The organism is Staphylococcus pasteuri (genome assembly GCF_030547725.1).
GTDB classification, from domain to species: Bacteria; Bacillota; Bacilli; order Staphylococcales; family Staphylococcaceae; genus Staphylococcus; species Staphylococcus pasteuri.
Genome location: NZ_JAUOQO010000001.1, coordinates 223,937 through 243,349, shown reverse-complemented (window position 1 = coordinate 243,349; position 19,413 = coordinate 223,937). Strand labels below are relative to the sequence as shown.

Here is a 19,413-nt window from a genome sequence, read left to right as displayed (position 1 = left end):
AAATATAACAAACTTTATTAAAGGTTTTTAAAAATATTTGAAATTTCATAGAAAACAACATAAATAAAATGTTATAATTTGCAAAGATAAACAATAAAATACTGGAGGTACCATTATGAAATGCCCTAATTGTGGTCATCAAATCGAACAAGATGATGTATTTTGTGGAGAATGCGGCACAAAAGTTAATCGTCAATCTAATGCAGTTACATCAGCAGAGGACGATATTAAACAAGCTGATTCTCACTCAAATAAACAACAGGCCACTCAATCAACTCATAATAGCACAATGAATTCTACTAGCAATGCCTCACATGAACAATCACAATCAATGAATCAAAGTAATGCATCTGCAGAAACTCACGCAAATCACAATCAATACCAACACTCACAACCTAACAACACACAACAGCAATACCAAAATCAAAACCCAAACCAGAATCAAAATCAAAATCAAAATCCAAATCAGAACCAATACCAGAATCAATATCAAAACTATAATCAAAATCAACAGTACCAACAACAACCACATCAGTATCAACAACAAACAAATCAGTTTAGTGAACAAGCTAAAGAAGTGACTCAAGAAAGTAAAGGTTTCTTCAAAAGTGCTTTTGTAGATCCTGATAGAGAGATTAAAAGTACTCATACATTCAGTTTTAAATTATTAGGTTCACTATTAGCAATTGGATTAATCGTACTTGCAATCATTCTTTTCTTAGCTATTCCAGAAGAAGTATCTTTATTTACTTCAGAATCCAAAATCGTGTTCTCTATTATTATTAGCTTAATTATTCTTTTAGCTGCAATTGTAGGTACAATATTCGGAATGACAAGATTAGTTGTAGTTCAAGCGATACCATTTAAAAAGGTATTTTCTGATTTCATATTAATTAATAGTGTCACAGTTGCAATGTTACTTGTATCTATCATTCTATTAGTTATGGAAGCATACACATTTGGCATGGTTGTCTTAATGTTATCTTTCGTTATACTTGTAGCTTCTGGTGTATATTTAATTGCGAAATATAGTGGTATTAACTTCACTAGATTTTCAAGTTTTTATGGTATTGTTATTTACTTAATTGTTATTTTTATCTTGATGAGAATTTTCGGAGAAGTAACACTTTCAAGTATTTTAGAATCATTTGATGAAACAAGAGATTCATTCTTTAATAACTTATTCGGTGGAGGTAGTGGTTATTAATGAAATATTGTAGTAATTGCGGTAAACCCTTACGCCAAGACGTTAAAATTTGTACTAATTGTGGGGCACCAGTTAACGCATCTCAGGATTCACAACAAAATTCTCACAATCATACTCATTCACAACAACATAACCAAGGTTATAATAATGCATCTATGTATCAACAATATGAACCACAACCGAAGAAAAGTAAGAAAAAAACAATATTAATCATTGTTATAGTTGCAGTTGTTTTAGCAATGTTAATTGCTATCTTTGCGATTTTAAAACATCAATTTTCACCTGAAAAACAAGCAGACCAAATCGCACATGCAGTTAAGAAAGATGATGCAAAAGGTCTAGCTAAACAAGTGACTTCAGCAGATAATAAATTGAGTGAACAAGAAGCACGTGCTTATTTAAATTACCTCAAGGCTGAAGGCGACTTAACTAATGTAGCAAACCAAATTGAAAGTAATACGAAAGAAGTTGAGCACGGTAAATATCATAGTTTATCTGTTAATACAGACGATGATAATGTATTAAATATTGAAAAAGACGGCAAAAAATATTTATTCTTTAATAACTATAAATTCAATATTCCACAAAAAAAGGTATATATTGAACCTACTGATACCGGTGATATTACTTATAAATTTAATGGGGAAAAACATCATCTTTCTGTTGATGAAGCTGAAAGTAAACCAATGGGCACGTTCCCAATTGGAGATTATAATTTAAAGGCCTCTAAGAAAATGGAAGGTAAAACATTCGATGGTGCAATTAACATTACTATGAGTGAAGAAGACGGTATTGCGAAAGAATCATTTAGACAAAAGAGATTCAACGTAACTACTGAAGGCGGATCAATGTTAGATGATATTAACATCTACGTGAACGATAAAAATGAAGGTGATGAATCTGATACATTTGGTCCTTATGATCCTGACGAAGATGTTATCGTATATGCACAAGGTACTTTAGAAGGTGAAACATTTAAATCAAGTTCTGTAAATGTTTCAAGTGCTAGTGAAGAAGATAATGGCGTATCAGATGTAACAGTCAAATTTGATGAAGACGCTATAGATGATTATTACGATAAGAAAATGGAATCAGACGACGATGATGATGACGATGATAGTGACAGTGATTCAGAAGAAGTAACTCGTGATAACGTTATCGACAAAGTTGAGTCATATGAAGGACATACATTAGATACAGATGAATATACGTACAAAGAACCTGAAAAAACAGATGATGGCAAATGGGGATTCTCATTTGAAGATAAAGATGGTAATTTAGCAGGTTCATATACTGTAGATTCAGATGACGGTTATGTAACTGAATATGATGAAGACGGAGAAAAAGTAGGTTCTGGATACTAAAAGTTCCAGAAAATAATTAATAATAAATGACCACCCAAAAGGAGAAATCCTTTTGAGTGGTCATTTTAATATATTTATTTTGTTACGGGAATGATTAGTTGAGAATCGTATTGTCCGCCAGTGTGAATATGATGATGTCCTTTATTTACTGTTTCGTTATGTTCATAACGTGTACTCATACCAGGTGTACTATTACCTTTTACTACTTCGCTTCCTTTTACAACAACTTCTAGAGTTTCACCTTGTTTAAATAATGTGCCTGAAGGTAGTAATTCAATTTCTACAGGAACGACTTCACCATTATTAAGTTTTAATTCTTGTTCATGTGCATGCCAAGGTTGAGCAATGGTTGATTTTTCTTGATCTAATTCGCGATGTGAAGCACGTAACCAACCAGTTGCAACTTGACCATCTTCAATATGGTTAAAGTCAGGGAAGTGTACTTCATTACCACGACGGTCTAATTTTTTAATGCCTGCAAATAAGTCCATATCGTCTGTATCATCTGTACTTACCCATAATTTTAAGTTCATATTACCTACTAATTCTGTATCTTTATCAAATGTATAACTGAAGCGTACTTCGTCTTTTTCATTTTCAGAATCATAACTAGTTGTATTTTCTTCAGAGACAGCATTTTGATTTAATGTTAATTCTTTACCATTTAAATATAAAGGAGTATATTCAGTATTTGGTAATGGGAATGATGTTGCTGTTTTGAATTCACCTCTATAGAATTGGTCTCTTACTTCATAAGTGACAGTTGGTGTGTCTTTCCAATCATTATCTTCTTCTTTTAGGTAATAATCGAAGAACGCTTTTTGACGTTCAAGATTTTCTCTAGCATAATAGCTTTCCCATTCTTTACGACCATGGATATATAGCCATTTGTCTTCTGAGCTTGCTTGTTTAAATCCTTCAAATGAACCACGATTGTGTAAACCTTGAGTTGACCAACTTGCACAAGCTAAGATAGGTGTTTTGATTTGATGAAGTGGTGCTTGGCGTTGTTTCCAGAAATCATCGAATAATGGATGGTCTTTTTGAGCTTGAATTAAATCTTCAATATTTGGATTATCTGTCCATCTCGCAAAGATTCCTTGAATCCAGAAACGATAGAATCCTGTATCTGGAATACCGCCGTGGAAAGCAACTTCACGATACATATCGTTTAAACCTTCCCATGGAATCATAGCTTTTAAATGAGGGGGATTTAATGACGCAACCCACCATTGCGTAACTGCAAGGTATGACACACCATTAGTTCCGATATTACCATTACTCCATTCTTGTTGTGCAGCCCATTCAATCACTTCATAGTAATCTTCTGCTTCACGTTTTGACCATGGAGATAAGACACCATTAGATTTTGAACTACCTCGTAAAGCAACTTTGATAACAACGTAATCTTGAGGTACCCAGAAACCTGGATCTGGTGATTCTTCAGGCGTGAAGCTTGAAGTAGGTATAGCACCTAATGTTGGCCAATTAGCCCCCATATTAGTTATTTTTGGTTTGTTATCTTTACCATACGTATCTGCAGACATCACTACTGGGAATTGACCTTCTTTGTTAGGACGGAAAATATTCACATATAATTTTTCGCCATCTTTCATTTCTACAGTAACGTCTTTTTCCATAATCATTTCTTGATTACCAAATTGTACACTATCTACAACAATATGATTTAAATCTTCTTTGACATCGTTAACATCTGTAACAGTTAATTTTGGATTTCCTAATAATTTGCTTGTCATATGAATCATCCTTTACATGATTTCTTTTTCTTTACACCTTCATGATAAGAGGTAATAATCAGAATTCCAATCATCAATGTCCTTAATTTGTGTAATAACCAACAAACAACGTATAATTGTTGTATAGAGATAAAGGATGTGACATTATGCCGCAAGATCGACGCATTAGAAAATCACAGCAAGCAATCAGACAAGCATTTATCGATTTATTGCATAAACAGGAATTAGAACAAATTACAGTTCAACAAATTTCAGATTTAGCAGACGTCAATCGTAGTACATTTTATACGCATTACATAGATAAATATGATTTATTAGAACAAATGGAAGATGAGCAGGTTAAAGAAATTAAAGTATTTATTGAAGAAAATGATGTATATAGTAATAAAGCAATATCAGCTGATAATATACGTACGATTATGGAGTTTTTAATTGGTAATATAGAAGAGAATATGTCGTTTTATCAACTTATGTTTAATATTGGTAAGGATTCCAATTTGCATGAGAAGCTATATGAACTTATCACAGGACATTTAAATCATTTTAAAAACGACAATAATAAAATTGGTAACATACCATTTTCTTATTTTATGAGTTATGTATCTGGAGCGGGGCTTTCATTTATACGTCATTGGGTAGAGGATCCTAACCGTATATCGAAAGAAGAATTGATTCAATATTTTTATGATATTGTCAATAACGGCCCAGCTACAATAATACAACGAGAGAAATAATAAATGAGGCAGAGACATAAAGTTCTTGAACAAGAGAAAAAAGGTAACTTCTATTTAAATAATATAGAAATTACCTTTTTATCTATGAGATTTTGTTTTAAACACTGATTATGAAATTGTACAAATAAAGATTTTGATAAAGCATCTACTTTGGAGTTTACTCTAAATCGATTAATCTTTATACATAAGGATTCCATTAATTTAGTTTAGTGATGCTTATTAAATTATACGAAAGTGCCTTATTTTTTAAATATTTTAAAGTAAAATTACATATAAATACGTAGTATTTATGGCGAGACTCCCGAGGGAACAGTGCTAGTTGAAGACCTTAGAAATACTCACAGATTTATCTGTGCTGTATTTCTGGCTGAAACTGTACCCTGGGAAAGAGAGCCATACAATACGAAGTATTGGGTATAAAGAAAGCACTAAGATGATTAAAATAAATCACCTTAGTGCTATTATTTTGGGATTTATGTTCCAGCCTGTTTATTATTACCTATTTACTGATTCGTTGCATTATAATCTTGACCATGTAACATCCATCTTACGCCATATTTATCGTTGAAGACGCCCATTTTACCGCCCCAAAATTGTTCTGATAATGGTAGTTCAATATTGATAGACTCATGGTCTTTAATTTTATCGTAGAAAGCTTCTACTTTTTCAGTTTCTTCTTTATCATTAACGTCAAAATCAATTAATAATGAAATGCCGTTATTGATTGGTTGAATACGTTCGAATGAATCTGCACCTAAAATTTTCACACCAACAATTTCAAATTCTGCATGCATAGTTGCTTCTTTAGCTTGTTCTTTTGTCATTCCAAAATGTTCCGCTTGATCTTCTCCGACTTCTAAACGTTTAATATTCGTCGCACCAAATACTTCTTCGTAATATTTTAAAGCTTCTTTAGTGTTTGGAAATGCTAAATAGGGTGATAATTGAGTCATAAAACTGCTCCTTAGTCTTTTATATTATATTGCTAACAACATCATACAATGTTCTATGTTAAATGAATACAATTAAGTATTAATGTCATTTATATTTGACATTAATACATGTGTCATATATATTAGACATATACTAAAATTACTAGTTGAAAGGGGTATTCATATGAGTCAGTTGAATGAAAAGTTATTAAATTGGATTACTAATACATCAACTGAAAAAGATGAAAGGGAGAGAACGCTTTTAAATCAAAAATTGGCCACTACATTTATAATTACCTATATTGGTATGCCTATTTTGTTACTGTCTAACCTAATCATTGATGCGTATCACCAAACAATTTCATTAAATACAATATTACTATTCATTTTCTTTTTTATAATTAATGGCGTATTGTTATATAAAACAAAATCTGATGAACTAAATAAAGATAAAGTTTATTCACCAGAAGAATATAAAAAATTAGTGAATAAATATCGAATTAAAAGTGTGATTTTGATGCTTTACTTCGGAAGTGCTATGTTTCTCTTAGGTTTAATCATAAAATATTTACAGCATACAAGTATTCAATGGGGTATGGAAATTATTACTGCCATTATTGCGGGTATTGTATTTGGTGGATTTATGTATGTTTATCAAGTAAATAAAATCATGAAAGAATATTAAACTTAATATTGAATTAAATAAAATAAAAGTAATTTCTCTGAGAACACTCTTTCATTATCGATTTATTGTATAATATTCATAAATTATATAATAAATAATGAAGGGAATGTTTTCTTTTGATTGAAGCGGGCGACATTTTGAAAAAAATGAAAAATCAAAAGGTAAACTATGACAAAGTGTTAAGGAAAATGATTCAACAATGGGAAAGGGAAAACGAGCGCCCTAAAATTTTATTACATAGCTGTTGTGCGCCATGTAGCACATATACTTTAGAATTTTTAACACAATATGCTGATATCGCTATTTATTTTGCTAATCCCAATATTCACCCTAAAAATGAATACTTAAGACGTGCCAAAGTACAAGAAATGTTTGTTCAAGATTTCAATAAAAAGACAGGTTCAAATGTGAAGTATATTGAAGCTGAATATAAACCACATGAATTTATGAAAATGGCTAAGGCTAAAGGGTTAACTGAGGAGCCTGAAGGTGGTCTAAGATGTACTGCTTGTTTTGAAATGAGACTTGAATTAGTAGCAGAAGCAGCTATTAAATATGGTTATGATTATTTTGGTAGTGCGATTACATTATCTCCTAAAAAGAATGCACAATTAATTAATCAATTAGGGATGGATGTGCAAAATGTATATAACGTTAAATACCTACCTAGTGATTTCAAGAAAAACAAAGGTTATGAACGTTCTATAGAAATGTGTAATGACTATAATATATTTAGACAATGTTATTGTGGATGTGTCTTTGCAGCAATGAAACAAGGTATTGACTTTAAACAAATCAATAAAGATGCAAGTGCATTTTTACAACAATTTTAAAAATACCCAGAGTTAAAAGGCGAGAGCCTTAACTCTGGGTATTCTAATAAAGTTAAATCATTTTATGAATGAAACGTATAATTGCCATAATGGCGATAACTAACATAGCAAGGAAAGAGAATAGTTTAAAGCGTTTATTTTCTTTCTTTACTTCTTTGTCATCATTTTCCATCATTTCTTGTAATTCGCGTTCAATTTCTAAATCAAGATCTGTTTTGCGATAATCATGTAGCCCTTTACGTTCATCTTCTTCGTTACTTTCAGCCTTGCTATTGTTATCGATATTATCTTGTTGCGTTGAATGATTCATATCTTTTTCTTTTGTTTCTTCTCGCACTTTAAGAATGCCTCCCATATTCATGACACATAACATTGAGTAAGTTTTAATTTATAACTATCTATGATTACTTTAATTTATATCCTATATAAAAGACCTATACAAAGTAAAGATATTATACTATTAACTGAATTATTAGTACGCTACTTTGCATCTAATCCAATAATATCACTAATATTTTGATAATCATTTTGTTTTAAATACTGAGCGATTTCTTTATTTATTTTCTTAGTTAGACCTGGACCTTCTATTACAAGAGATGAATAAATTTGTAGTAATGAAGCTCCATTACGTATCATTTTAATTGCGTCTTCAGAACTAAAGATGCCACCAGTACCAATAATTAGTAATTCTCCATTAGTTTCTTGGTATGCTAATTTAACTAATTTTAAGTTACGTTCAAATAATGGACGACCACTTAACCCACCATCTTCAACACGATTAGCTGATGTTAAACCATCACGTTGACGTGTCGTATTCGCAAGAATAACACCGTCAAAATGTTCTTTAATAGTTGGTAAGAGTGATTTTAATCCATTTTCATCCATGTCAGAAGTAAGTTTTAAGAATATAGGTAAATTAATTTCATTTTGTGCTTTGAATGTTTCTAAAGCACTACATAACATTGAAAATTCATCTTTGTCATGAAAATTTTGTAAGTTCTCAGTATTTGGAGAACTAATATTCACAGTGAAGAAATCCACGTCATTTTTAAATGTATCTATAACTTTAATGTAATCTTGGTAACGGTTATCATAAGAAGTCATTTTATTTACACCAACGTTAAGACCGATTGGCGTATGATAAGCATGACGTCGTAAGTTACTAAGTGCTTTATTCATTCCAATATTATTAAAGCCCATACGGTTAATTAAAGCATCGTCTTCTAATAATCTATACATACGAGGTTGAGGATTACCAGGTTGTGGTTTTGGCGTGATACCACCTAATTCTAATGCACCAAATCCAAGGTTTTCTAAAGCTTTAGGTACTTCACAAGATTTATCATAACCAGCGGCAAGTCCAATAGGATTTTCAAATGTGATACCATGGATATTTTGTGAAAGAATTGGGTTTTGATAGTCGAATAATTTTTTCATAATAGGTAATACATATGACTGTTTTTGCGCGATTTTTAGTGCATCAATTGTTAATCCGTGTGCTTTTTCAGGTTCGATTTTGAATAATAATGGTTTGATTAGTTTATACATATTAACGCTCCTAGTTCATTATATTTGAGGCTTACTATCCTCAATTTAATATATTTGAAACTTTTCCTTTTAATAGACTAGCACTTTCATATTAAATTTCCTAGTTAAATTATAAAAATTTAAAAAATAGTCGAACTTCTAAATAATGATTCATTCACATAGGTGACATACTTAAAGATTAAAAGTGATATATTTAGGAAATATAAGAAGTATTACAGATAAATGGAAGGTGAGATAATGGCAATAGATTGGAAAGAACAATTACCTCTAGATTATATTAAAGATATTACGTCTATAAGTGGTGGGGATGTTAACGAAGCATTCAAAGTTACTACACAGCAAGATGACACATTTTTCTTATTAGTTCAACGAAATAGAAATGAATCTTTTTATGCTGCGGAGATTGCAGGTCTTAATGAATTTGAAAATGCTGGCATTACTGCACCGAAAGTTATCGCAAGCGGGGAAATTAATGACGATGCTTATTTATTATTAAGCTATTTAGAAGAAGGTACTGGTGGAAGCCAAAGAGAATTAGGTCAATTAGTTGCTAAAATGCATAGCCAACAACAAGAAGACGGTCAATTTGGTTTTCGATTACCTCATGAAGGTGGCGATATTTCATTTGAAAATACATGGACAAATTCATGGAAAGAATTATTTATAGAACAACGTATGGATCACATTAGAGATGAATTATTGCGCAAAGGATTATGGAATAAAGAAGATAATAAAGTATATGAACAGGTCAGAGAAGTAATGGTCAACGCCTTAGACAATCACCAAAGCAAGCCATCATTATTGCACGGTGATTTATGGGGTGGCAATTATATGTTCTTAACGGATGGTCAACCAGCTTTATTTGACCCAGCACCATTTTATGGCGATCGTGAATTTGATTTAGGTATTACGACAGTATTTGGTGGGTTTACACAAGAATTTTATGATGAATATGAAAAGCATTATCCATTAGCTAAAGGCGCATATGAGCGTTTAGAGTTTTATAGATTATATTTACTTATGATTCATTTATTAAAATTTGGCGGTATGTATGAAGGTAGTGTTAATCGCTCCATGGAAACAATATTAGGATAAAGAAAAAACACGCGTTGAGAAGGTAAATCTCAACGCGTGAATAATATATTTAATACTTCATATAAACTTCTTAGATAAAGAACAACTTTTTAGTTATTCCACATTTTTAATAATACTTCTGCAAAGCCTTCAGGTTTTTGAACATAACCTAAGTGGCCACCTGGAATATCAACAATTGGTAAATCAATTTGTTCATTGATATAGAAGTTCACATCTTGTGGGAATGAACCTTTAGAGTCAGTACCATTTAATAAAGTAATTTTATCTTCATGTTTTTTGAAATCGTCTAAAGTAATATCAGAATGTGTATATTGACGAATTTCATATTCTACCCAGAACATTGAACGTTGATATTGCTCTTTTTTAGCTTCTTCTGATTCAGGTTGAGCAGTCATCATTTTAGCATCAATAGGTGCAATTTTTAATGATTCAGCAAAGTCTTTCATACCAACTTCTAAACCTTCAGTTAATACTTTGTTTACGATGTCATCATTTTTGTCTTTCCAATATTTACTATCAGGTAAGAATGTGTTGATAGGTGGTTCATGGAAAGCAATTTGTTTAACGATTTCTGGATAATCTTTTAATACGTGCATAGCAACGATTGAACCAGAGCTTGAACCTAATACATATACTGGCTCATCACTTAATGATTGTGCAAGTTCTGCAATATCTTTAGCATCACGTTTTACACGATAATCATCATCTGGGTTAGCAGCTGATTCAGGTAGTGGCTCTGTTAATTCACTTTCACCATAGTCACGACGATCGACTGCTACAACTGTAAAATGATCTTTAAGTTGTTGTGCAAGTGGCATAAAGATATCACCAGTACCATTAGCTCCTGGAATGAAAATTAATACAGGTCCTTGTCCGATTTGATGATAGCGTAATTTAGCACCTTTTAGTTCTATAGTATTCATATAAAATACCTCCATTTATTATTAACAATGATTATTGGAATATTATTCTAATCCTAATAACTTAGCTCCATTTGTATAACTTACTTTCTCTTTTTCTTCGTCAGTTAAACCTAATTCATCTAAAAATACGCCTAAACGTTCAGGTTCGATATATGGATAGTCAGCAGCATAAAGGATACGGTCGATGCCCATTTCTTTTTTAACTAAATCAAATTGAGGTTTAGTTAACATACCACTTGGTGTTACATAAAAGTTATTTTTGAAATAATGACTAACTGGGTGTTGTAAATGATCTGCAAATAAAGTGTCGTCCATACGTTCTAAGAAGAATGGAACGAATTCTCCCCAGTGTCCAATAATCATATTTAAGTTAGGGTAACGATCGAAAACACCAGATAGTACAAGATGAATAGCATGGATACCTACATCAATATGCCAACCATAACCGAAACAAGCAAATGTTGCAGCAGTTACTTCTGGATAATTACCTTTATAATATGCTTGATATACATCGCTATTAACAGGTGCTGGATGTAAGTAAATTGGTACATTTAAAGCTTCAGCCGTTGCAAAAATGCCATCATATTTGTCTTGATCTAAGAAGCCGTCTTTAGGGCGTCCCATAATAAGTGCACCTTTGAAACCTAATTCATTGATGCAACGTTTAAATTCTTCAACAGCTGCTTCAGGTTCGTTAATAGGTAATGTAGCAAAACCAACAAAACGGTCTGGATATTCTTTAACATATTCAGCTAATGTATCATTAGCTTGTTTACAAAGATCGATAGCTCTTTGCCCTTCTAAGTTAGAAGGTGCGCCGTTACCATATGATAAAACTTGCATTTGAACATTTTGTTCATCCATAAATTTGATACGTTTATCATGGTATTTAATTTCATCCGCATCAGTAAAGCCAGATTTTTGTTCTAAACCTTCAAGCATTGTTTTCATTGGTACGCCATTAGGATCAGCAGATGCTGCTTTCATTGTTTCTTTTTGAATCTCATCGATGACATAGTGTTCTTCAAAAGTAATACTTTTCATTATAAAATCCTCCAATAGAATGTATGTTATTTACATCATTTGTTATAAAGTTTTTAGTTCTAACTTTCAAAAGTTTACCAAGGCATTTTGCCATCAGCATTAATAAATGTGCCAGTTGGTCCATCCGCATCAATTGTTGCTAACTCTACAATTGGTTTAATACCTTCTGTTGCTGGTTTAGCATTGTTACTAAAATCGCCAACTAAGTCAGTATTAGTAGAACCAGGATCTGCAGCATTGATTTGCATATTTGGTAAACCTTTAGCATATTGAACAGTTAACATAGTTACTGCAGATTTAGATGAACAATATGCTAATGAATTAACATGATATTCTTGAGTATTTGGATCAGTGACCATACCAAATGAACCCAGACCACTTGTGACATTAACGACAACTGGTTGTTCAGATTGTTCTAATAATGGAACAAATGTGTTCATCATTCTTATAATGCCAAAAACATTCGTTTGATAAACTTTGTTCATATCTTCAACTGTAATATCAGCAGGTTTAGCAAATTGACCAGAGATACCTGCATTATTTACTAATACATCTAAACGGCCTTCCTGTTCTTTGATATAATCGAATGCTTTTTTAACTGATGTATCATCAGTGACATCTAATTGAACAAGTTGAGCGCCAATTTGTTGTGCTGCTTCTTGTCCACGGGATTCATCACGTGAACCGATATATACTTTATGACCTTGGTCGATAAGTGATTTAGCTGTTTCAAAGCCTAGTCCTTTATTTCCACCTGTAATTAATGTAATTTTAGCCATTTGTTGCCACCTCGTCTGTAATATATAGTTTGATTAAATAGTCTCTAATTGATTCGTTTGAAAGACCGCGCTTTTCTTTTTGTAATTCAAAAGAATTGGTAGATAAAGATTTAAGTAACATATCTACTTTAAATGTTGTCCATGGTGTACTTGTATTATTGCCAAGAACTTCATAATAAAACTTAAATAATTGTAAATAAATGTCGCTATTGTAAAAGTCATTTTTATCTGTTGTGTCTTCAATACAATGTAATAACTCACTATTATTAGATTTAAATGTTAAAAAGATGTCTAGTGAATCACTAAAAATCAGTTGTTTATCACTGTTCTTGTTTTTAACTTCATACATTTCGTTGATAATGTCAGTAAAGTCATGTGCAATGATAGTTGCACATAATGCACTTTTATCTTTGAAATGACGATACAATGTTCCCATTCCAATATTTAAGTCTTTTGCGATACGATTCATACTTACTTCTTGAACGCCATGTTGGTTAAAGAGTTCAATTGCTTTTTTCTCAATACGCTGTCGATTTTCTAGGGCGTCTTTACGCAAATACATCACCTTCTTAAAATAAGTTTGTTGACAAACGGACAACTATCCGTTTATTATAAAGCCTATCATATAAAAAGACAAATAAAAGAGATGTAGATGTTTTAATAAAAGGGAAGAGTGATGTAGATGTCATTAAATAAAGAACAAAGACAAATTACAGCTAGAGAATTACAAGAGCATTTTGATGAAACGACTTTGAGTTTGAAAAATATAGCAGATGAAATGAATATTTCAATTAATGAGGTATCTCATGTATTACAGATGAAAGCACCAAACAAATTGTTTGGAAATCATTTACATCAATTTATTCATTTAGTATGGGATATAAGAGATTTAATGAATGAAAATATATGGCATATGGGTAAATCACCTAAAGAATACACTTATTTAAAAGGTGAGAAGGAAGATTATTGGTTTTTACAACAGTAATAAAGGAGAGAAAATAAATGAAAAGTATTCTAGTTATTGGAGCTACAGGTAAACAAGGTAATGCAGTTGTAAGACAATTATTAACTGATGGTTGGCATGTACGTGCTTTAACTCGTAATAAACATAATGATAAATTAACTTCTATTGAAAGTGATCAACTTGAAATTTTTGAAGGTGATTTGAGTAATCAACAAAGCTTAGAAGAAGCAATGGAAGGACAATATGGATTATATAGTGTTCAACCAATCATAAAAGATGATATTGAGGAAGAATTAAGACAAGGAAAAATGATTATTAAATTAGCTGAAAAACAACATATTGAGTATGTTGTGTATAGTACAGCAGGCGGTGTAAATAGAGATAGAACAGGACCCCATTTTGAAGCGTTAGCTGAAATAGAAAATGAACTGAAAGCATCATCATTAAACTTCTCAATTATTAAACCATCATTCTTTATGGATAACTTCCTTAGAATTGCTAAGAAAGAAGACCAACAAATAACAATACCTGAGTTTATCAATCCTGAAGTTAAATTCGCAATGATTTCTTCAATTGATATTGCGAAAGTTGCTGCTAATTTATTTAAAAAAACAGAACAATATAATCATCAAGCCATCGAAATTGCGTCAGATGAATTAACTTTAAATGAAGTGGTTAAAACATTTGCAACTGTCACTGGTCTACCTACAGAAATTAAAGGTGAATTTGTGAGTGGTACAGCTGAAAGAAGTTGGTTAGAAGATAAAGGATATGTGGTTGATTTTGAATTAATGAATCAAATTAACCCTGATAAACTATCTCTAGCACAGTGGATTGAACATGTACAATTTTAAGTAGAAATATTGTTGCGATTTAAATTAACCAATTAAAGGAGCCGAATTTATGATTAAATCAATGTGGTTTAATTTGCATGTGAAAGATTTGAATAGAAGTGAAGCATTTTACCGAGCTTTAGGTTTTGAAATTAATCATAACCCAGAGATGTTAGATAAAATGGTAGGGATTAAAATAGGCAATACGATTGTTATTTTAATTGAAAATAATCACTTTGAAGCGGTTACTAAAGATACGGTAACTTCTAATGCGAATGAAACAATTATTTCGTTAGGTGTTAATACGAATGAAGAAGTAGACCAACTTATCGAAAGCGTCGAATCAGCAGGAGGTACTATTTTAGAAAAACCTTGTGTTAAGCAAGGTTATTATGGTGCAATGTTTGCTGATCCAGATGGCCATAAATTCAATTTTTTAGTTTGTTAAATAACAAAGGCACTTAGTTTCCGTTTGGATACTAAGTGCTTTTTCAATTTAGTTATTCATTTTCTTGAATGTTGCCATATTCTTTTCGCAAATCATAAACTTTGTCTGGTGTTACATCTTGACCAAGTGGATCAACGACTTTCATAGTTGAAAATGTATTTAACACTTGTCCTCTAATCATTTTTAAATAATCTTGTCTAAGCGCTTGTTGTTCTTGTTTTTCTTCTACACTCAATGTTTGTACTTTTTCTTTATTTGCTAATTCATTTATTCTGTTTAAAATTTCCATTATTAATTCCTCCTAAATTTGGTGAGTTGGAAAGTGGGGTACTATATACGTTCCAACTTCATTGATGATATCTTTTAGTTGTCTGTCTTTATTGATAAATCGTAATATTATATGGTTTGTACCTATGGTTTCGTATGCCTTTAAAATTTCAAGTAACATTTTTCTACCTGTTCGATAGCCGCCTTTAATAGGTTTGACTGTCTCATTAGGATTACTAGATAAATCGACGAACAATATATTTATGAAAGGTTTAAAAATTTCATTATCTTTATGCCATTGTTCTACCAGTTGCTTTTGATCTTGAAAATGTTGAGCATAAAATATCCAACCGTCCATATTTTGTTTGAGCCATTCTATAGATTGTTTAGAGTATCCAGTACCTAACATCGGAATGGCTTTATTTTTAGGTAAAACCTGTAGTACTGATTCTTCACTTAATTCAAATATAGCATTTGAAATGTCAGGCGCATTTGACTGCCATAATTGTTGTAGCGACTTAATAGTTGTACGATATCGTTCTGATAATTCATCTTCATTCACTTTAAAAGCTGGAAATTCAAACGATCGATCACCTGTAGCCATACCTAATAATAGTCTTTCGTGGGATAAAATATCGAGAGATGTAGCTGCCTTAGCTAAATGGAGGGGATGACGTAATGTAGCAACAATACTTGCTGTGCCAAGAGATATTTTGGAAGTATGGGCAGCTAAGTAAGTTAAAAATACAAATGGGTCGTAATTCTCGGTTACATTACCTAAATATTTGCTATATAACGGATTGTCCCTCACAAATAGGCTTGAGTAATCCAACTCTTCAGCTAATTGAGCTAATTCAACTTGTTCATCGATATTAATTTGTTTCTGTTTTGGCTGATCGAACGGAATAGATAAACCTAAAGTTAAATGCTTATCTTTGAATGTCCGCTTAAATCCCTCGTGATCCTCTATTGTCGTCATATCATACCCTCCAGTCTTTTTAGTTTAACAACACATATCATCTATACAACATCTGTTGTTTAAATATAATATATACCTTAATCTAAAAAAGTGCAAACAACATGTTTATAAGATTGTCGTTTAACTAACATATTTTAAAATATGTTGCCTTATAGTAAAAAATCTATTCATAAATTAACGTTTTAGAACGATTTTTATGAATAGATATATAGGTGAATTTTGAATAAGAAAATTATAAATGCGCAACATGGTGAATAAGAAATGGAAGATTTTTCTCTATAAATACTTTAGCAGTTTGTTGACTTGTATTAAGCCAGTGTTTACATAAGCCACATAGACCAGCCGATAAGAAACTAGCACTGTTGACGAGGATGTCTCGTTCATGATTAGGGTAACTATTTTCTAACATAATCGTGAATATATCTTCTAATTCTTCATTAATACGTTGATGTGCTTGGTTACAAAATACGTCTTGATTTAACTTGCAAAAATTTTGAACATCTACCATATAATCACAGATAGTCATAAATAATTGTGAAAGCACTTGTTCATTTATAAAATCTGAAACCTTCAATGTATCGTTTAAATCTTTAAGAATGGTTACTGATAGTGAATAATCCAAAATATCATATTTATCAGTGAAATGGGCATAGAAAGTAGCTCTATTCACTGTTGCTTCGTCAGTAATATTTTTCACGGTTAATTGTGAGAATTGTTTTTCTCGGGATACGGTTTGAAATGCTTCAACTAATAGTTTTTTAGTACGTAAAACTCGTGGATCTATTTTAGTCGTATTCATCTTTTTACCTACCTAACATGTGTTGTATATCTTTATTAAATTATCTTGCTAAACTATCGTGATGTCAAAGTATTAAGCTAAATCATTTTTAATATTTGATTGTAATTTGAAAATGAGGGTATGTGTAACTTTATAGTAGAAATGAAAGATTATATTAAACAAAAAATTATAGTTAAGCAATGACCGGAATGGGGAGACAATAATGGCGGATAAATTGCAACGTGAGTTAAGTAATAGACATATTCAATTGATTGCTATTGGTGGTGCAATTGGAACAGGTTTATTTTTAGGAGCAGGTGAATCTATTCATTTGGCTGGTCCTTCAATTTTACTCACATATATTATAGTAGGTTTTGTATTATTTATGTTTATGCGTGCAATGGGAGAAATGTTATTATCTAATCTTGGTTTTAAATCATTTGCGGATATCGCCCATAAACATATAGGTCCATTGGCAGGATTTATTGTAGGTTGGACATATTGGTTAACATGGATTATTTCTGGTATGGCCGAAATTACAGCTGTAGCTAAATACGTAGATTACTGGTACCCGGCTATGCCGAACTGGTTAACGGCGTTATTTACATTACTAGTTCTCATGTCTTTAAATTTATTCAGCGCTAAATTATTTGGAGAATTGGAATTTTGGTTTGCTATTATTAAAGTTTTAACAATTTTAGCATTAATAATAGTAGGAATTGTTATGGTCATTTTTGCAATGAAGACGCCATACGGAACAGCTAGTGTATCTAATATTTGGAGTCATGGTGGTATATTCCCTCATGGTGCATCTGGCTTTTTCATGTCATTTCAAATGGCAATTTTTTCATTTATAGGTATTGAATTAATAGGAATCACAGCAGGTGAAACTAAGAATCCTCATAAAACAATTCCTCAAGCAATCAATAATGTACCTTATCGAATTTTGATTTTTTATATTGGTTCTTTAGCAGTTATTATGGCTGCGGTACCTTGGAATCAACTTAGTCCGTCAGATAGTCCGTATGTTAAATTATTTGGGTTAGTTGGTATTCCTTTTGCGGCAGGACTTATCAACTTTGTAGTATTAACTGCAGCAGCTTCAGCTTGTAATAGTGGCGTGTTTGCCAATAGTAGAACAATGTTTGGATTATCTCAACGTAAACAAGCACCTCCTATATTAGGAAAAACAAATAGAAATGGTGTGCCTTATTATGCGATTTTAGTAACATGTGGATTGTTAAGTATTTCTGTTGTACTTAATGCCATCTTTAAAGATGCAACGAAAGTATTTGTATATATTACAACAGTTTCTACAGTATTAAATATCGTAATTTGGTCTATTATTATGATTGCTTATATCGGTTATTTAAAACAAAATCCAGAGTTACATAAACAAAGTCAATACAAATTACCAGGCGGTAAGTGGATGGCTTATGGTATTGTTACATTCTTTGCATTTATATTTATTATTTTATTAATTAACAATAGAACAAGAATAGCAGTTATTATTGCGCCATTTTGGATGGGAATATTAGGTTTAATGTATTTGAGATATAAGAAAGAATCTAGAAAAGCAGAAATTGTAGATGAATAATTAAAACAAAAGCATTTAATGAGTTAATGAAAGGTAAACTCATTAAATGCTTTTTATTGATTTAGTTATTTTTTAGAAGTTTCATTAATACATTAGCGTGATTATATTGAGTATCCTTTGCGGCATATAATAAAATAACATCTTCCTTACTTGATGACACAAAGTCTTTAAGATATTCAAAAGCTTCTTGTTGTTCGCTATTTTCACGTAATTCTTTAGCATACTTTTCTGAAAACGCAGCATATAATTTAGGTTCATGATTAAACCATTTTCTTAATTCAGTAGTAGGGGCCACTTTTTTTAACCATTCGTCTAATTGTGCATCTTCTTTAGAAATACCTCTTGGCCAAACACGATCAACTAACACACGCTTACCTTTAGCAATTTGCTTATCATAGATGCGTTGACATTTAACAGTCATCGTATACATCTCCTCTTTTATTTGTAACTTTAGCATAACAATCATAATGGCATAAAGATGTTAAAAAATGATGAAAATTTAAAATAATTATCTGAAAATTCTAAATAATATGGTATAATACTAGCTATAGTCTTAATTGGCCCAACTTTACACAACAAATGATTGCATCAACGAATACCAACACACCTTAGATTTCATCATGTGTATAGTTAGTTCAAATAAGGC

At 31.5% G+C, this 19,413-nt stretch carries 22 protein-coding genes; 10 read left to right on the top strand and 12 right to left on the bottom strand.

Features of this window, described 5'->3' with window-relative positions:
- Nucleotides 1-115 precede the first annotated feature (115 nt).
- Both Q4528_RS01120 and Q4528_RS01115 read left to right on the top strand, forming a co-directional pair.
- Nucleotides 116-1,207, top strand: coding sequence for a zinc ribbon domain-containing protein (locus tag Q4528_RS01120; protein WP_029055957.1), 1,092 nt, complete (start codon nt 116-118; stop codon nt 1,205-1,207).
- Nucleotides 1,207-2,571: a zinc ribbon domain-containing protein gene (locus Q4528_RS01115; protein ID WP_046466973.1), complete on the top strand. Its 1,365-nt coding sequence runs from the start codon at nt 1,207-1,209 to the stop codon at nt 2,569-2,571. The genes Q4528_RS01120 and Q4528_RS01115 overlap by 1 nt, the downstream gene beginning before the upstream one ends.
- 74 nt (nt 2,572-2,645) lie before the next feature.
- Here Q4528_RS01115 and Q4528_RS01110 read toward each other — a convergent pair whose 3' ends face one another.
- The gene (locus Q4528_RS01110; RefSeq protein ID WP_046466974.1) at nt 2,646-4,328 is read right to left on the bottom strand and encodes a CocE/NonD family hydrolase; all 1,683 of its coding nucleotides are present in this window, start codon (nt 4,326-4,328) and stop codon (nt 2,646-2,648) included.
- A 146-nt stretch (nt 4,329-4,474) separates the two neighbouring features.
- Here Q4528_RS01110 and Q4528_RS01105 point away from each other — a divergent pair, with 146 nt between their 5' ends.
- Nucleotides 4,475-5,062, top strand: a complete 588-nt coding sequence (locus Q4528_RS01105) for a TetR/AcrR family transcriptional regulator (protein ID WP_029055960.1) — start codon at nt 4,475-4,477, stop codon at nt 5,060-5,062.
- Between the two features lie 503 nt (nt 5,063-5,565).
- On the opposite strand, the gene Q4528_RS01100 is transcribed toward Q4528_RS01105, so the two are convergent.
- Nucleotides 5,566-6,015, bottom strand: coding sequence for a VOC family protein (locus Q4528_RS01100; RefSeq protein ID WP_046466975.1), 450 nt, complete (start codon nt 6,013-6,015; stop codon nt 5,566-5,568).
- A 163-nt stretch (nt 6,016-6,178) separates the two neighbouring features.
- On the opposite strand from Q4528_RS01100, the gene Q4528_RS01095 reads away from it, so the two are divergent.
- Both Q4528_RS01095 and Q4528_RS01090 read left to right on the top strand, forming a co-directional pair.
- Nucleotides 6,179-6,679, top strand: coding sequence for a DUF3278 domain-containing protein (locus tag Q4528_RS01095; protein ID WP_017636612.1), 501 nt, complete (start codon nt 6,179-6,181; stop codon nt 6,677-6,679).
- A 146-nt stretch (nt 6,680-6,825) separates the two neighbouring features.
- Nucleotides 6,826-7,512 (top strand): epoxyqueuosine reductase QueH, encoded by a 687-nt coding sequence (locus Q4528_RS01090; protein WP_375371831.1) that lies wholly within the window; start codon nt 6,826-6,828, stop codon nt 7,510-7,512.
- A gap of 52 nt (nt 7,513-7,564) precedes the next feature.
- Here Q4528_RS01090 and Q4528_RS01085 read toward each other — a convergent pair whose 3' ends face one another.
- Entirely contained in the window at nt 7,565-7,873 is a 309-nt protein-coding gene (locus Q4528_RS01085) for a hypothetical protein (RefSeq protein ID WP_390323661.1), read from the bottom strand.
- A gap of 119 nt (nt 7,874-7,992) precedes the next feature.
- Complete coding sequence (locus Q4528_RS01080) at nt 7,993-9,060, bottom strand: quinone-dependent dihydroorotate dehydrogenase (RefSeq protein ID WP_046466977.1); 1,068 nt, start codon at nt 9,058-9,060, stop codon at nt 7,993-7,995.
- Nucleotides 9,061-9,297: 237 nt separating this feature from the next.
- Between Q4528_RS01080 and Q4528_RS01075 the strand changes: the two genes are divergently transcribed.
- The gene (locus Q4528_RS01075) at nt 9,298-10,155 is read left to right on the top strand and encodes a fructosamine kinase family protein (protein ID WP_046466978.1); all 858 of its coding nucleotides are present in this window, start codon (nt 9,298-9,300) and stop codon (nt 10,153-10,155) included.
- An 89-nt stretch (nt 10,156-10,244) separates the two neighbouring features.
- Here Q4528_RS01075 and Q4528_RS01070 read toward each other — a convergent pair whose 3' ends face one another.
- The 4 genes from Q4528_RS01070 to Q4528_RS01055 form a co-directional block, all read right to left on the bottom strand.
- Nucleotides 10,245-11,078, bottom strand: a complete 834-nt coding sequence (locus Q4528_RS01070; protein WP_046466979.1) for an alpha/beta hydrolase — start codon at nt 11,076-11,078, stop codon at nt 10,245-10,247.
- A 42-nt stretch (nt 11,079-11,120) separates the two neighbouring features.
- Complete coding sequence (locus Q4528_RS01065) at nt 11,121-12,122, bottom strand: amidohydrolase family protein (RefSeq protein WP_046466980.1); 1,002 nt, start codon at nt 12,120-12,122, stop codon at nt 11,121-11,123.
- A gap of 74 nt (nt 12,123-12,196) precedes the next feature.
- The gene (locus Q4528_RS01060; protein WP_046466981.1) at nt 12,197-12,901 is read right to left on the bottom strand and encodes an SDR family NAD(P)-dependent oxidoreductase; all 705 of its coding nucleotides are present in this window, start codon (nt 12,899-12,901) and stop codon (nt 12,197-12,199) included.
- The gene (locus tag Q4528_RS01055) at nt 12,894-13,457 is read right to left on the bottom strand and encodes a TetR/AcrR family transcriptional regulator (protein WP_017636604.1); all 564 of its coding nucleotides are present in this window, start codon (nt 13,455-13,457) and stop codon (nt 12,894-12,896) included. Before Q4528_RS01055 ends, Q4528_RS01060 begins: the two co-directional genes overlap by 8 nt.
- A gap of 126 nt (nt 13,458-13,583) precedes the next feature.
- On the opposite strand from Q4528_RS01055, the gene Q4528_RS01050 reads away from it, so the two are divergent.
- Genes Q4528_RS01050 through Q4528_RS01040 form a run of 3 tightly spaced genes read left to right on the top strand, consistent with a single transcriptional unit; the run spans nt 13,584 to nt 15,146 of the window.
- Complete coding sequence (locus Q4528_RS01050; RefSeq protein WP_017636603.1) at nt 13,584-13,886, top strand: DUF2316 family protein; 303 nt, start codon at nt 13,584-13,586, stop codon at nt 13,884-13,886.
- A 17-nt stretch (nt 13,887-13,903) separates the two neighbouring features.
- A complete protein-coding gene (locus Q4528_RS01045; protein WP_017636602.1) occupies nt 13,904-14,719 on the top strand; it encodes an NmrA/HSCARG family protein in 816 nt (271 codons plus the stop codon).
- Between the two features lie 49 nt (nt 14,720-14,768).
- Complete coding sequence (locus Q4528_RS01040; protein WP_017636601.1) at nt 14,769-15,146, top strand: VOC family protein; 378 nt, start codon at nt 14,769-14,771, stop codon at nt 15,144-15,146.
- A gap of 52 nt (nt 15,147-15,198) precedes the next feature.
- Here Q4528_RS01040 and Q4528_RS01035 read toward each other — a convergent pair whose 3' ends face one another.
- The 3 genes from Q4528_RS01035 to Q4528_RS01025 form a co-directional block, all read right to left on the bottom strand.
- Nucleotides 15,199-15,435: a DUF896 domain-containing protein gene (locus Q4528_RS01035; protein WP_017636600.1), complete on the bottom strand. Its 237-nt coding sequence runs from the start codon at nt 15,433-15,435 to the stop codon at nt 15,199-15,201.
- A 12-nt stretch (nt 15,436-15,447) separates the two neighbouring features.
- A complete protein-coding gene (locus Q4528_RS01030; RefSeq protein ID WP_303520204.1) occupies nt 15,448-16,392 on the bottom strand; it encodes an LLM class oxidoreductase in 945 nt (314 codons plus the stop codon).
- Nucleotides 16,393-16,624: 232 nt separating this feature from the next.
- Nucleotides 16,625-17,191 (bottom strand): TetR/AcrR family transcriptional regulator, encoded by a 567-nt coding sequence (locus Q4528_RS01025; RefSeq protein WP_029055974.1) that lies wholly within the window; start codon nt 17,189-17,191, stop codon nt 16,625-16,627.
- Nucleotides 17,192-17,393: 202 nt separating this feature from the next.
- Between Q4528_RS01025 and Q4528_RS01020 the strand changes: the two genes are divergently transcribed.
- A complete protein-coding gene (locus tag Q4528_RS01020; RefSeq protein WP_046466983.1) occupies nt 17,394-18,767 on the top strand; it encodes an amino acid permease in 1,374 nt (457 codons plus the stop codon).
- A 61-nt stretch (nt 18,768-18,828) separates the two neighbouring features.
- Here the strand turns inward: Q4528_RS01020 and Q4528_RS01015 are convergent, their stop codons facing one another.
- The gene (locus tag Q4528_RS01015) at nt 18,829-19,188 is read right to left on the bottom strand and encodes a DUF488 domain-containing protein (protein WP_029055975.1); all 360 of its coding nucleotides are present in this window, start codon (nt 19,186-19,188) and stop codon (nt 18,829-18,831) included.
- Nucleotides 19,189-19,413: the final 225 nt, after the last annotated feature.

Coding starts and splice junctions, on each gene's coding strand:
- Q4528_RS01120 (WP_029055957.1), top strand. CDS start 116: ATGAAATGCCCTAATTGTGGTCATCAAATCGAACAAGATGATGTATTT.
- Q4528_RS01115 (WP_046466973.1), top strand. CDS start 1,207: ATGAAATATTGTAGTAATTGCGGTAAACCCTTACGCCAAGACGTTAAA.
- Q4528_RS01110 (WP_046466974.1), bottom strand. CDS start 4,328: ATGACAAGCAAATTATTAGGAAATCCAAAATTAACTGTTACAGATGTT.
- Q4528_RS01105 (WP_029055960.1), top strand. CDS start 4,475: ATGCCGCAAGATCGACGCATTAGAAAATCACAGCAAGCAATCAGACAA.
- Q4528_RS01100 (WP_046466975.1), bottom strand. CDS start 6,015: ATGACTCAATTATCACCCTATTTAGCATTTCCAAACACTAAAGAAGCT.
- Q4528_RS01095 (WP_017636612.1), top strand. CDS start 6,179: ATGAGTCAGTTGAATGAAAAGTTATTAAATTGGATTACTAATACATCA.
- Q4528_RS01090 (WP_375371831.1), top strand. CDS start 6,826: ATGAAAAATCAAAAGGTAAACTATGACAAAGTGTTAAGGAAAATGATT.
- Q4528_RS01085 (WP_390323661.1), bottom strand. CDS start 7,873: ATGAATATGGGAGGCATTCTTAAAGTGCGAGAAGAAACAAAAGAAAAA.
- Q4528_RS01080 (WP_046466977.1), bottom strand. CDS start 9,060: ATGTATAAACTAATCAAACCATTATTATTCAAAATCGAACCTGAAAAA.
- Q4528_RS01075 (WP_046466978.1), top strand. CDS start 9,298: ATGGCAATAGATTGGAAAGAACAATTACCTCTAGATTATATTAAAGAT.
- Q4528_RS01070 (WP_046466979.1), bottom strand. CDS start 11,078: ATGAATACTATAGAACTAAAAGGTGCTAAATTACGCTATCATCAAATC.
- Q4528_RS01065 (WP_046466980.1), bottom strand. CDS start 12,122: ATGAAAAGTATTACTTTTGAAGAACACTATGTCATCGATGAGATTCAA.
- Q4528_RS01060 (WP_046466981.1), bottom strand. CDS start 12,901: ATGGCTAAAATTACATTAATTACAGGTGGAAATAAAGGACTAGGCTTT.
- Q4528_RS01050 (WP_017636603.1), top strand. CDS start 13,584: ATGTCATTAAATAAAGAACAAAGACAAATTACAGCTAGAGAATTACAA.
- Q4528_RS01045 (WP_017636602.1), top strand. CDS start 13,904: ATGAAAAGTATTCTAGTTATTGGAGCTACAGGTAAACAAGGTAATGCA.
- Q4528_RS01040 (WP_017636601.1), top strand. CDS start 14,769: ATGATTAAATCAATGTGGTTTAATTTGCATGTGAAAGATTTGAATAGA.
- Q4528_RS01035 (WP_017636600.1), bottom strand. CDS start 15,435: ATGGAAATTTTAAACAGAATAAATGAATTAGCAAATAAAGAAAAAGTA.
- Q4528_RS01030 (WP_303520204.1), bottom strand. CDS start 16,392: ATGACGACAATAGAGGATCACGAGGGATTTAAGCGGACATTCAAAGAT.
- Q4528_RS01025 (WP_029055974.1), bottom strand. CDS start 17,191: ATGAATACGACTAAAATAGATCCACGAGTTTTACGTACTAAAAAACTA.
- Q4528_RS01020 (WP_046466983.1), top strand. CDS start 17,394: ATGGCGGATAAATTGCAACGTGAGTTAAGTAATAGACATATTCAATTG.
- Q4528_RS01015 (WP_029055975.1), bottom strand. CDS start 19,188: ATGACTGTTAAATGTCAACGCATCTATGATAAGCAAATTGCTAAAGGT.